Source organism: Knoellia remsis, from assembly GCF_003002895.1.
Classification (GTDB): Bacteria; Actinomycetota; Actinomycetes; order Actinomycetales; family Dermatophilaceae; genus Knoellia; species Knoellia remsis.
The window spans coordinates 80,187-91,645 of sequence record NZ_PVTI01000013.1; the positions used below are offsets into that span (position 1 = coordinate 80,187).

Genomic DNA, 11,459 nt, shown 5'->3' on the forward strand with positions numbered 1-11,459 from the left:
GGCCCACGGACGGTGAGCGGACGGCATACCGTGTTCGAGAACGCACCTGAAGCGTGCCCGCGCGTGGTTCGGTCCACCACGTGCGACGCATTACGCTTGCGCGCATGTGTGGAATCGTCGGATACGTCGGTACGGCCATGGATGATCGGGCCGAGGCCGTCGTCATGGAGGGTCTGGCCCGCCTGGAGTACCGCGGCTACGACTCGGCCGGCATCGCCCTCGTCACTGACGAGGGAGTCGAGGCGGAGAAGCGCGCGGGAAAGCTCGAGAACCTGCGCGGTGCCCTCGCCGAGCACCCGCTCGACGCCTCGCGCACGGCCATCGGCCACACGCGCTGGGCGACCCACGGCGGCCCGACCGACGGCAACGCGCACCCGCACCGTGGTGGCAAGGACGGGAAGCTCGCCCTCATCCACAACGGCATCATCGAGAACTTCCACGCGCTGAAGAAGGACCTCCTCGCCGAAGGCGTCGAGTTTGACAGCGAGACCGACACCGAGGTCGCGGCCAAGCTCGTCGGTCGGGCCTTCGACGAGACCGGAGACCTCACGACGGCGATGCGCCAGGTCGTGAACCGCCTCGAGGGCGCGTTCACCCTCCTCGCCGTCCACGCCGACCAGCCCGGTGTCGTCGTCGGCGCGCGCCGCAACAGCCCGCTCGTCGTCGGGCTCGGCGAGGGCGAGAACTTCCTCGGCTCCGACGTCGCGGCCTTCATCGGCCACACCCGTCACGCGCTCGAGCTGGGCCAGGACCAGATCGTCACGATCACCCCGGAGTCGCACGAGGTCATCAACTTCGACGGCACGCCCGCAGAGGGCAAGGCCTACGAGGTGACGTGGGACGCCGCCGCCGCCGAGAAGGGCGGCTACGACACCTTCATGGAGAAGGAGATCCACGAGCAGCCGCACGCCGTCGGCGACACCCTGCTCGGTCGCACGAAGGAGGACGGCGAGCTCGTCCTCGATGAGCTGCGCATCTCCGAGGAGCAGCTCACGAACATCGACCGCATCACGATCGTCGCGTGCGGCACCGCGGCATACGCCGGAACGGTCGCGAAGTACGCCATCGAGCACTGGACCCGCATCCCCGTCGAGGTCAGCCTCGCCCACGAGTTCCGCTACAGCGACCCCATCGTCAACGAGCGCACCCTCGTCGTCTCGATCAGCCAGTCCGGCGAGACGATGGACACGCTCATGGCGGTCAAGCACGCGACCGAGCTCGGCGCGCTGACCCTGAGCATCTGCAACACCCACGGCTCGACGATCCCGCGCGAGTCCGACGCGGTGCTCTACACCCACGCCGGCCCGGAGATCGCGGTCGCGTCGACGAAGGCGTTCCTCGCCCAGATCACCGCGTCCTACATCCTCGGTCTCTACCTCGCCCAACTGCGTGGGGGCACCTACGCCGACGACGCCAAGGCGGTCATGCGCGAGCTGCACGAGATGCCCGCGAAGATCGAGGAGCTCCTCGGCACCATGGACCGGGTCAAGGAGATCGCCCGCTTCATGGCCGACACGCGCTCGGTGCTCTTCCTCGGGCGCAACGTCGGCTTCCCCATCGCGATGGAGGGTGCGCTCAAGCTCAAGGAGCTCGCCTACATCCACGCAGAGGGCTTCGCCGCGGGCGAGCTCAAGCACGGTCCCATCGCGCTCATCGAGCCGGGCCAGCCGGTCTTCATCGTCGTCCCCGGCCCGGACACCCCGCACGAGCTGCACAAGAAGGTCGTCTCCAACATCCAGGAGATCCGGGCGCGCGGGGCGCGGACGCTCGTCATCGCGGAGGAGGGTGACGAGGACGTCGTGCCGTTCGCCGACGAGGTCATCCGGGTGCCGAAGTCGTCGCCGCTGCTGCAGCCGCTGCTCACGGTCGTGCCGCTGCAGGTCTTCGCGCTGCACCTGTCGACGGCCAAGGGCCTCGACGTCGACCAGCCCCGCAACCTCGCCAAGTCCGTCACGGTCGAGTGAGCGGCGCCCGGTGACGACGGTGACGAGCGGGGCGCGCGGATGATCGTCGGCACCGGGATCGACGTCGTCGACATCCCGCGGTTCGCCGAGACGCTGGAGCGGACGCCGGGGCTGCGGGAGCGGCTCTTCACCTCGGCCGAGCTGGAGCTGCCGCTGCGGTCTCTGGCCGCGCGGTTCGCGGCCAAGGAGGCGCTCGCGAAGGCACTCGGGGCGCCGGTAGGGCTGGCCTGGACCGACGTCACGGTCGAGCGCCGCGACGACGGCCGGCCGCACATCGTCATGACCGGGACGGTGCAGTCCCGCGCTGAGGAGCTCGGCGTCGAGCGCGTCCATGTCTCGCTGTCGCACGACGCGGGCGTCGCGTCCGCCGTCGTGGTCGCCGAGGGAGGGCTGTCGTGATCGAGGCGTGGTCGCCGGAGGACGTGTATGCCGCGGAGGCGGCTCTCGAGTCCGAGCTCGCCTCGGGGGAGCTCATGGCCCGCGCGGCCGAGGGGCTGGCGGACGTCGTCGCGGCACGGGCGTCGCAGCTGGAGGTCGAGTCGGTCGTCGCGCTCGTCGGCGGGGGCAACAATGGTGCCGACGCGCTGTATGCCGTGGCGCACCTCGCCGACGCCGGGCTGCGGTGCGCTGCCGCGGTGGTTCCGGGGCGCGTCCACGAGGAGGCCCTGGCGGCGGCGCGGGCGGCGGGTGTCGTCATCGTCTCCGGTGCGGAGGCGCTCGAGGACATCGCCGAGGCGGATATCGTCGTCGACGGGATCCTCGGGCTGGGCGGGCGTCCGGGGCTGCCCGAGCACGCTGTCGCCTGGGTCGAGGCGATCGCCGAGGACGCACATGTCGTGGCCGTGGACGTGCCCTCGGGTCAGGCGGCGGATGGGTCTGTGTTCGACGCGGATGGGGTGCTTGCCGACGAAACGGTGACTTTTTCGGTGCCGAAGCCGGTGCACCTGCTCCCGCCGACCGAACAAGCCTGCGGTGCCCTCACCGTCGTCGACATCGGGCTGACCTTCGACGTCGAGCCGTCGGTGCGGCGGCTGACGTTCGACGACGTGGCCGACTGGTGGCCGGTGCCGGGGCCCGATGACGACAAGTACTCGCGCGGTGTGCTGGGCATCGTTGCCGGTGGCGAGAACTACACGGGCGCAGCGGTGCTCGCGGTGACCGCTGCCGTCGAGGCTGGTGCCGGAATGGTGCGGTATGTCGGCACCCCGACCCCGGTGGGGCTCGTGCGGGCTGCCGTGCCCGAGGCCGTCATCGGGGAGGGGCGCGTGCAGGCCTGGGTCGTCGGACCTGGGCTCGAGACCTCGTCGACGCGCCGCGACGCGCGGGCGCAGCTCGAGGTGGCCCGGCGTGCGCTGGCTGGTGAGGAGCCGGTGCTCGTAGACGCTGGCGGACTGGAACTGGTCGACGACGGTGTCGTCGAGGCGCGCCGCGGCCGCGCGACATTGCTCACTCCGCACGCGGGCGAGCTGGCCCGGCTGCTGACCCGTCTCGGACCGACTCCGCGCGCCCGCAACCGGCCGACGGTCGAGCGCGCGGCCGTCGAGGCGGAGCCGGTGCGGTATGCGCGCCTGCTCGCCGAGCGCACCGGCATGACGGTCCTGCTCAAGGGGGCGACGACCGTCGTCGTTTCGCCTGATTCCGATGTCTCGGTGTGGTCGCAGTCCGATGCTCCCTCGTGGCTCGCGACGGCTGGGGCGGGCGATGTCCTCGCGGGGCTGGTCGGGATGCTGCTCGCTGCCGGGGTGCCCGCCGCCGAGGCGGGGGCGCTGGGTGCCCTCGTACACGGGGTCGCCGCGGACCGGACCGGACGCGGAGGCCCGGTGCGGGCACTCAGGGTCGCGCACGGCATACCGGACGCCGTGGCGCATCTCCTGGCTCGCCGCTGAGATGCTACGGGCGCTCTGTGGAGGCGCAGAAGTGAACGCAAGGTGAACTCTCCTCTCTCCGTTTGACGGTTGCTGCCCGGGGGGAAGTATCAAGGAACCATCCGCTGGCAATGACGCTGGCGGAGCAACAGCAGGGGAAACTCATGAACGGATTTCGGAGAACGTTGATCGCAGTTCTCGGCGCCATCGCCTGCCTCCTCGGCCTCGCGGCTCAAACGGCCAGCGCCTCGGGTCTGGCTGACACCTCGACTGGTCCGGAGGGAACAACGGTCACGCGCGCCCAAATCATCGAGCGGTTGAACCCGTCAGAGCGCGCCAAGTTTATGGCCCTGTCAGAGGCAGAACAACGCCGAAGCGTCGAGGTTGTCTCGGACCCAGATTTCGCCGTCCCTGGTCGGGAGGCAGCGGTCGCGAAGAAGTACCCTGGGGCGGCAACCCGCGTGGCCACGTCGGAGAGCGCCAACCCGACCGATGTGCAGCAGGCCTCGGCCATGGCCGGTACCCGCAACAGCTGGTACAAACAGTGGTGGACGTTCTTGGGCGTAACATACGCCTCGGTACAGACAACCGCCCAGTACCAGACAAGTGGTGCGCGAGCCTATGGCATTGAGTACTGTCAGGGTTCGTACACAAACCTCGTCCCGGGTCGTCAGATCAGTTACTGGCCTTCGTACACGAACAATTCCGACGGCACCATTACATGCCGGACTAACTGGACCGTGATCAAGGCGGGAATCCAGGAGGTTAATGGCGTGCAGGGCTTTCGCGTCAACGGATACGGAACGTTTATCAGAAAGTGGTCGATTGACTGATGTTCGCCATATCACCAATTGAGGGCCTGTTCGCCGTCCTGTGGGCCGCGGGGGTGTTGCTGGCAATCTATCTGGTCAAAGCCACCCGTGGCGATGGGGGCGCCGTGATTGCCCTGGTCGCATCGCTCCTCCCGGCGATCGGGTGGATCGCACCGCTCGTTATTCTCCTGAGGCGTCGCGCTGGCGCCGGAGTCTCAGCGACCAGCCGCACCTAGCCGTTCCAGTCCGGCATAGCGACCTCCTCGACGCATTGTCGAGGAGGTCGCTGTTGGTATCGGTGGTGGCGTGTCCTTGGCTGCGCGGTACGTTGACGTCACCCCAAGGCGGGACGGTGGGAGTTGCGCGTGACGAGTCACTGGCCGACGCTGATGGTTGCCCTGCTGTCGGTCTTCTTCATCATGAGTGGGGTCGCCGTAGCGACCCGTCGGCAACGCCACCCGCTCCCTGCCATGGCTCTGGGCATCGGATTGTCCGTCGCCGTCGGTTACGCCGTGGACGCTCTCGTGCCCGCGACGATCGACTGGACAGCGGTCGGGCTGGCCATGATCGTGGCTGCTGTGGGAGGGGCGGTCCAGGCCCGCTCCCGCCACGCCGAGGCCTCCTCGAGACAGGGCGCCACGATGCGCGTGGATGAGCCACCGTGATGGGTGACCACGGGTACCTGCTCGCGCGCCGGTTACCCGCGCGCACCTAGACTTGGTGCTCCCATGAGCCAGCCGACCGCGCCCGTCGTCACCGACCCCGCCGCGCCCCCCGAGGGTGTGTCCGCGTGGGTGAGCGTCGACCTCGACGCGATCCGGGACAACGTGCGCGAGCTCGACCGCCGCGCGACGAACGCCGAGGTCATGGCCGTCGTCAAGGCCGACGCCTACGGGCACGGCCTCGTCCCGGCCGCGCGTGCCGCCGTCGCCGGTGGCGCGACATGGCTCGGCGTCGCCCAGCTCACCGAGGCCCTCGAGCTCCGCCGCGCCGGCGTGACGACCCGAGCGCTCACCTGGCTGTACCCGCCGGGTGCCGACTTCGGCGCCGCGATCGACGCCGACCTCGACGTCTCCGTGTCCGCGCCCTGGGCCCTCGACGAGGTCGTCGCCGCTGCCCGCGACCGGGGCCGCACCGCCCGCATCCACGCGAAGGTCGACACCGGCCTCGCCCGCAACGGCGCCCTCGGCACCGGGTGGACCGACCTCGTCGCCGCCCTCGGCCCGGCCGTCGCCGAAGGAGCAGTCGAGGTCGTCGGTGTCTGGTCGCACTTCGCTCTCGCCGACGCCCCGCAGCACCCGACCGTCCTCGCCCAGCGCGAACGGTTCGTCGAGGCGACCGCGGAGCTCGAGCGGGCCGGCATACGTCCACAGTTGCGCCACCTCGCGAACTCCGCTGCGACACTGACGAATCCGGACGCGCACTTCGACCTCGTCCGCCCGGGCCTCGCGGTCTACGGACTCTCGCCGGTCCCGGACCTGGGTGCCCCGGAGGCCTTCGGGCTGCGTGAGGCGATGCGCCTCACCGCGCGGCTCGCCCTCGTCAAGGACGCCCCTGCTGGCCAGGGGGTGAGCTACGGCCACGAGTACACGACGCCACGCGACACCGTCCTCGGCCTCGTCCCGCTGGGCTACGCCGACGGCATCCCGCGGCACGCGAGCAGTGTCGGACCCGTGCAGATCGGCGGCGAGCGGCTCACCATCGCGGGCCGCGTGTGCATGGACCAGTTCGTCGTCGACCTCGGTCCCTCGTATGCCGGCCGTGCCGGTGACGAGGTCGTCGTCCTCGGCCGTGGCGGTGACGGGGAGCCGACGGCGCAGGACTGGGCGGCGACGGTTGGGACGATCAACTACGAGATCGTCACGCGCATCTCGAACCGGTTGCCGCGGGTGTTCGTCGGCGGCGCGGGCGTCGGGGGCGGCGCCTGATGGGCCGCGTCAGCACGGCGGTCGGGCTTGGAGCCGCCGCCGCAGCGGCCGTCGGTGCCGCTGCCGCAGGAGTCAAGGCCGACCGCGTGGCCGCGGACCGGCGCCGGCTCGGGGTCCTCGACCCGGAGGGTGGCTTCACCCATACGGCCGGCAAGGAGCTGACGGTCGTCGCCGCCGACGGCGTCCAGCTCCACGTCGAGGTCGACGAGCCAGCCGAGCCGGACCCGGCGCTGCCCACGGTCGTGCTCACCCACGGCTACACCCTGAGCCTGCGGTCGTGGATCTTCCAGCGACGGGCTCTCGTCAAGGCGGGCTACCGCGTCGTTCTCTGGGACCAGCGCAACCACGGTCGCTCGGAAGCCTCGGATCTGGGCCAGCTCACGATGGAGCAGCTCGCAGATGACCTCCGTGCCGTGATCGACGCCGCCGCTCCGGAGGGCCCGGTCGCCCTCGTCGGGCACTCCATGGGCGGCATGACGACGATGGCCCTCGCCCGCCACCACGCCGACCTCGTCAAGGAGCGCGTCGTGGCCGTCGCCCTCCTGGCCACCGCGGCTGCCGGCGACGGCATCACCGACCTCGGGCTCGGACCGCTCGTCGGGCGCGCCATCGGTCAGGGCGCTCCCCGCCTGCTCAGCCGCCTCGCCCCGACGCAACGCTGGCTCTCGCCCGTGCGCAAGGCGGGGCGCCGGGTCGAGGACGCCGTCATCGACTTCTACGGCTTCGACTCCCCCGTGAGCGAGGAGCTCGTGCGCTTCGCCGCGGACATCATCCTCGCGACGCCGTTCGAGGTGATGGCGGCGTTCATCCCGGTCCTGCGCGACCACGACGAGATCGACACGCTCGCGGCGTTCGCCGACAAGGACGCACTTGTCCTGTGCGGTGAGGGTGACAAGCTCACCCCGCTCGACCGCAGTGAGCTCATCGCCGAACGCCTGCCCGAGGCCGAGTTCGTCGTCGTCCGCGACGCTGGCCACCTCATCATGCTTGAGCACCCCGAGCTCGTCACCGGACAGATCCTCGCGCTGCTCGACCGTGCCGAGGCGAGGTCCGCGGCCGCGGAGGCGACGGCCCGCACGGGGCGCGGCACGACGGGCAGGAAGACCAAGCGCACCATCACCGACATCGCCAAGGGCCGCAAGGTCAAGGCCGCCCGCACCAAGGCCGCCCGCACCAAGGCAGACTCCACCACGGCCCGCCCGTCGAAGACGAAGAACGGACCGCGGAAGGCTGGCTCGTGACGGCCCGCGAGCTGCGCACCGCCGAGGACACGCAGGCCTTCGGCGCGACGCTGGCGAACGCGCTGCGCGCCGGTGACCTCGTCATCCTCACCGGCGGCCTCGGAGCCGGCAAGACGACGTTCACCCAGGGCCTGGCCGAAGGGCTCGGCGTCCGTGGCCCGATCACGTCGCCCACGTTCGTCATCGCCCGGGTCCACCCCTCGCTCGCCGGCGGGCCCGCCCTCGTCCATGTCGACGCCTACCGCCTGAGCGGGCTCGCCGAGCTCGACGACCTCGACCTCGACACCGACCTCGAGCAGAGCGTCACCGTCGTCGAGTGGGGTCACGGGCTCGCCGAGGACCTCTCCGACGACCGTCTCGAGGTCGTCCTCGAGGCCGATCCCGACACCGAGGTCCGCACCGCCACCGTCACCGGCCACGGGCGCCGCTGGAAGGATGGGGTCCCGTGCTGATCCTCGCCATCGACACCTCGACGTCCGCGATCACCGTGGCGCTGCACGACGGCACGTCGGCGCTGGCTCAGGAGTCGCACATCGACGCTCGCGCCCACACCGAGTGGGTCGCCCCGCTCATCCAGCGGTGCCTGACCGCCGCCGACCGCCGTCCCGAGGACCTCACCGACGTCGTCGTGGGCGTGGGTCCCGGACCGTTCACGGGCCTGCGTGTCGGCATCGTCACCGGCATCACGATGGCGCACGCGCTCGACATCCCCGTCCACGGCGTGCCCAGTCTCGATGTCCTCGCCGAGCAGGCGGCGCCGATGGTCGACGGCGAGCTGCTCGTCGCGACCGACGCCCGGCGCAAGGAGGTCTACTGGGCGCGGTATGCCGTCCGCGCGCGTTCCGTGGAGCGGCTCACCGACCCGGCCGTGGACCGGCCGGCGGAGCTCCCCGAGGAGGTGCGCGCGCTGCCGACGGCGGGGCGCGGGCCGATGCTCTACCTGGAGCTGTTCCCCACCCAGGTGCCGGTCCTCGACGTCGACGCCGCAGTACTGGGCAGGCTTGCGGCACAACGTATTTCGGCCGGTGAGGACATGCCCGTCGAGCCGCTCTACCTGCGCCGCCCCGACGCGCTGACGACGTCGGAGCGCCAAGGCCCGAAGACGTAGTTGACAGCAAGGCATCACCATTCGTGATGCTATGCTGTCACCATGCGCACGACGGTGACCTTGGACCCGGACACCGAGTCCTTGGTGCGCCGGCTCATGGAGGAGCGGGGCGTCTCGTTCAAGGTGGCTCTCAACGACGCGATCCGCGCGGGTGCCCCTGATGCCCGACAGGTCCCCACGTCAGTGACGCGCGCGCGGTCGATGGGCGTGCCCACGGTGAACCTCGACAAGGCCCTCCAGCTCGCCGGCGAGCTCGAGGATGAGGAGATCATCCGGAAGATGCGGCTGCGGAAGTGAAGGTCGTCGACGCGAACGTCCTTCTGTATGCCATAATACGGACAGTGCGGACTACGCGGCGTCGCGGCAATGGCTGGACCGGTCGCTTGTGGGCGCTGACGTGATTGGGTTCACGTGGTCGAGCATCACCGCGTTCGTCCGGATAGGCACCAAGGCGGGCCTTTTCCCGTCGGCGCTCACGGTGACCGAGAGCTGCGAACAGGTCCGTGAATGGCTCGGGATGCCTGGTGCCCGGCTTGTGGGCCCGACGCCGCAGCACCTCGACGTGCTCAGCCGCCTCCTGGAAGTGGCGGGATCCGGGGGCAATCTCGTGCCCGACGCTCACCTGGCTGCCATCGCGATCGAGCACCGTGCCGACGTGGTGTCGTACGACTCCGACTTCGCCCGGTTCCCCGGGCTGCGGGTGTGGCGGCCCGACGAGCTGCTCCGCCCATGAGCGCCCCCACGCTGCGGGCTCTGGCCTGGACGGACATCCCGACCCTGGCCCGGCTCGAGGCCGAGGCCTTCCCCGACGACGCCTGGTCCGAGGCCTCCTGGTGGGCAGAGCTCGCCGGCCGTCCGCGCCGGGACTACGTCGTCGCCGAGCGCGACGGCGCGATCGCGGCATACGGAGGGGTCGACCACGGCGGCACGACCGCCGACCTCATGACCATCGCCGTGACGCCCGACAGTCGTGGGAGCGGCCTCGGCGGCGACCTGCTCGCCGAGCTCGAGTCGCGCGCCACACGCGGCGGCGCGGAGGCGATGATGCTGGAGGTGCGCGCCGACAACCAGCCCGCCCGCGCGCTCTACGAGCGGCGCGGCTACGACGTCATCACGACCCGACGGAACTACTACCAACCCGGCAACGTTGACGCCATTGTCATGCGGAAGCTGTTGGGGGAGAACGGAGCCCACTCATGAGGCCAGAACGACCCCTCGTCCTGGGCATCGAGACCTCGTGTGACGAGACCGGTGTCGGGATCGTCCGCGGCGAAGAGCTGCTCGTCGACGCCGTCGCCAGCAGCGTTGACAACCACGCCCGCTTCGGCGGCGTCGTGCCCGAGGTCGCGAGCCGCGCCCACCTCGAGGAGATGGTGCCGACGATCGAGCGCGCCTGCCGCGAGGCCGGGGTCGAGCTGCGGGACCTCGACGCGATCTCGGTGACGTCAGGCCCGGGCCTCGCGGGTTCCCTCATGGTCGGCGTCGCGTCGGCCAAGGCGCTGGCGCTCGCGCTCGGGAAGCCCCTCTACGGCGTCAACCACCTCGCATCGCACGTCGCGGTCGACATCGTCGAGCACGGCCCGCTGCCGGAGCCGACGATGGCGCTGCTCGTCTCGGGCGGTCACTCGTCCCTGCTGCTCGTCCCGGACGTGACCCACGAGATCCACAGCCTCGGCTCCACCATCGACGACGCCGCGGGGGAGGCCTTCGACAAGGTCGCCCGTGTCCTCGGGCTGCCGTTCCCCGGCGGTCCGCACATCGACAAGGCGGCGCGCGACGGTGAGATCGTCATCGACTTCCCGCGCGGGCTGACGACCGGACGCGACATGGAGCGGCACCGGTTCGACTTCTCCTTCTCCGGGCTCAAGACGGCCGTGTCCCGCTGGGTGCAGGCCAAGGAGGCCGCGGGGGAGACGGTGCCCGTGGCCGACGTCGCCGCGTCGTTCCAGGAGGCCGTCGTCGACGTCCTCACCCGCAAGGCGGTGCTCGCCTGCCGCGAGAACGGCGCCGACCACCTCCAGATCGGCGGTGGTGTCGCGGCGAACTCCCGGCTGCGCGCCATGGCGCAGCAGCGCTGCGACGACGCCGGCATCGAGCTGCGCGTGCCGCGACCGGGACTGTGCACCGACAACGGCGCGATGGTGGCGGCGCTGGGAGCGCAGATGGTGCTCAAGGGCAGGAACGCCTCGCGCCTCGACCTGCCGGCCGACTCGTCGATGCCGGTGACCCGGATCAGCGCCTGACGCCCAGCCACCTGACGCCCAGCCACCTGACGCCCAGCCACCTGACGCCCAGCCACCTGAGGCGTCCGCCGCGGTCAGCCGCAGTCGATGAGGCCCATCCGCTCCTTGAGGGCGACGACGCGCAGTACCGACGTCTCGACGAGCGTGGCGAACTTCTCGTCGGCGCGGGCCTTCTCGGCGAGCGCGTCGACCATCGGCCCGACCGATGCAGCGTCTCCCGTGAGCAGGATGTCGCCGCCGGCGGAGATGTAGTCCACGGCACGCTTGCCCGCCGGGATCGACCGGACCGCCTCGGCGT

13 protein-coding genes and 1 pseudogene are annotated in these 11,459 nt (G+C 70.8%); 13 read left to right on the forward strand and 1 reads right to left on the reverse strand.

Going from position 1 to position 11,459, the window contains the following annotated elements; genetic code table 11:
- The first annotated feature begins 104 nt into the window (after positions 1 to 104).
- The 13 genes from glmS to tsaD all read left to right on the forward strand — a co-directional run bounded on the left by glmS (position 105) and on the right by tsaD (position 11,161).
- On the forward strand, positions 105 to 1,964 hold the full coding sequence (gene glmS / locus BCF74_RS09330) for a glutamine--fructose-6-phosphate transaminase (isomerizing) (RefSeq protein ID WP_106297685.1): 1,860 nt from the start codon (positions 105 to 107) through the stop codon (positions 1,962 to 1,964).
- Between the two features lie 39 nt (positions 1,965 to 2,003).
- Complete coding sequence (locus BCF74_RS09335; RefSeq protein ID WP_106297686.1) at positions 2,004 to 2,363, forward strand: holo-ACP synthase; 360 nt, start codon at positions 2,004 to 2,006, stop codon at positions 2,361 to 2,363.
- Positions 2,360 to 3,850: a bifunctional ADP-dependent NAD(P)H-hydrate dehydratase/NAD(P)H-hydrate epimerase gene (locus BCF74_RS09340; RefSeq protein WP_106297687.1), complete on the forward strand. Its 1,491-nt coding sequence runs from the start codon at positions 2,360 to 2,362 to the stop codon at positions 3,848 to 3,850. Before BCF74_RS09335 ends, BCF74_RS09340 begins: the two co-directional genes overlap by 4 nt.
- 110 nt (positions 3,851 to 3,960) lie before the next feature.
- Entirely contained in the window at positions 3,961 to 4,662 is a 702-nt protein-coding gene (locus BCF74_RS09345) for a hypothetical protein (RefSeq protein WP_106297688.1), read from the forward strand.
- A gap of 344 nt (positions 4,663 to 5,006) precedes the next feature.
- Positions 5,007 to 5,306 (forward strand): hypothetical protein, encoded by a 300-nt coding sequence (locus tag BCF74_RS09355; protein ID WP_146132919.1) that lies wholly within the window; start codon positions 5,007 to 5,009, stop codon positions 5,304 to 5,306.
- A gap of 63 nt (positions 5,307 to 5,369) precedes the next feature.
- The gene (gene alr, locus BCF74_RS09360; protein WP_106297691.1) at positions 5,370 to 6,569 is read left to right on the forward strand and encodes an alanine racemase; all 1,200 of its coding nucleotides are present in this window, start codon (positions 5,370 to 5,372) and stop codon (positions 6,567 to 6,569) included.
- Positions 6,569 to 7,810, forward strand: coding sequence for an alpha/beta fold hydrolase (locus BCF74_RS09365; RefSeq protein WP_106297692.1), 1,242 nt, complete (start codon positions 6,569 to 6,571; stop codon positions 7,808 to 7,810). The genes alr and BCF74_RS09365 overlap by 1 nt, the downstream gene beginning before the upstream one ends.
- Positions 7,807 to 8,262 carry a tRNA (adenosine(37)-N6)-threonylcarbamoyltransferase complex ATPase subunit type 1 TsaE gene (gene tsaE / locus BCF74_RS09370; RefSeq protein ID WP_106297693.1) on the forward strand — a complete coding sequence of 152 codons (456 nt, stop codon included), beginning with the start codon at positions 7,807 to 7,809 and terminating at the stop codon, positions 8,260 to 8,262. The genes BCF74_RS09365 and tsaE overlap by 4 nt, the downstream gene beginning before the upstream one ends.
- A complete protein-coding gene (gene tsaB, locus BCF74_RS09375) occupies positions 8,256 to 8,918 on the forward strand; it encodes a tRNA (adenosine(37)-N6)-threonylcarbamoyltransferase complex dimerization subunit type 1 TsaB (protein WP_106297694.1) in 663 nt (220 codons plus the stop codon). Before tsaE ends, tsaB begins: the two co-directional genes overlap by 7 nt.
- A 42-nt stretch (positions 8,919 to 8,960) precedes the next feature.
- Positions 8,961 to 9,215, forward strand: a complete 255-nt coding sequence (locus BCF74_RS09380; protein WP_106297695.1) for an antitoxin — start codon at positions 8,961 to 8,963, stop codon at positions 9,213 to 9,215.
- A gap of 88 nt (positions 9,216 to 9,303) precedes the next feature.
- Positions 9,304 to 9,651: a TA system VapC family ribonuclease toxin gene (locus tag BCF74_RS09385; protein WP_245889285.1), complete on the forward strand. Its 348-nt coding sequence runs from the start codon at positions 9,304 to 9,306 to the stop codon at positions 9,649 to 9,651.
- The gene (gene rimI / locus BCF74_RS09390) at positions 9,648 to 10,118 is read left to right on the forward strand and encodes a ribosomal protein S18-alanine N-acetyltransferase (RefSeq protein WP_106297697.1); all 471 of its coding nucleotides are present in this window, start codon (positions 9,648 to 9,650) and stop codon (positions 10,116 to 10,118) included. Before BCF74_RS09385 ends, rimI begins: the two co-directional genes overlap by 4 nt.
- Positions 10,115 to 11,161 carry a tRNA (adenosine(37)-N6)-threonylcarbamoyltransferase complex transferase subunit TsaD gene (gene tsaD / locus BCF74_RS09395; protein WP_106297698.1) on the forward strand — a complete coding sequence of 349 codons (1,047 nt, stop codon included), beginning with the start codon at positions 10,115 to 10,117 and terminating at the stop codon, positions 11,159 to 11,161. The genes rimI and tsaD overlap by 4 nt, the downstream gene beginning before the upstream one ends.
- Positions 11,162 to 11,235: 74 nt before the next feature.
- On the opposite strand, the pseudogene BCF74_RS09400 reads toward tsaD, so the two are convergent.
- Positions 11,236 to 11,459 (reverse strand): annotated as a pseudogene (locus tag BCF74_RS09400) (glycoside hydrolase family 3 N-terminal domain-containing protein); the annotation flags it as partial.

What these genes read in the sequence shown, in the direction of transcription:
- BCF74_RS09365 (WP_106297692.1), top strand. Translation starts at nt 6,569, where the DNA reads ATGGGCCGCGTCAGCACGGCGGTCGGGCTTGGAGCCGCCGCCGCAGCG.
- BCF74_RS09335 (WP_106297686.1), top strand. Translation starts at nt 2,004, where the DNA reads ATGATCGTCGGCACCGGGATCGACGTCGTCGACATCCCGCGGTTCGCC.
- tsaD (WP_106297698.1), top strand. Translation starts at nt 10,115, where the DNA reads ATGAGGCCAGAACGACCCCTCGTCCTGGGCATCGAGACCTCGTGTGAC.
- BCF74_RS09380 (WP_106297695.1), top strand. Translation starts at nt 8,961, where the DNA reads ATGCGCACGACGGTGACCTTGGACCCGGACACCGAGTCCTTGGTGCGC.
- alr (WP_106297691.1), top strand. Translation starts at nt 5,370, where the DNA reads ATGAGCCAGCCGACCGCGCCCGTCGTCACCGACCCCGCCGCGCCCCCC.
- BCF74_RS09345 (WP_106297688.1), top strand. Translation starts at nt 3,961, where the DNA reads ATGACGCTGGCGGAGCAACAGCAGGGGAAACTCATGAACGGATTTCGG.
- rimI (WP_106297697.1), top strand. Translation starts at nt 9,648, where the DNA reads ATGAGCGCCCCCACGCTGCGGGCTCTGGCCTGGACGGACATCCCGACC.
- glmS (WP_106297685.1), top strand. Translation starts at nt 105, where the DNA reads ATGTGTGGAATCGTCGGATACGTCGGTACGGCCATGGATGATCGGGCC.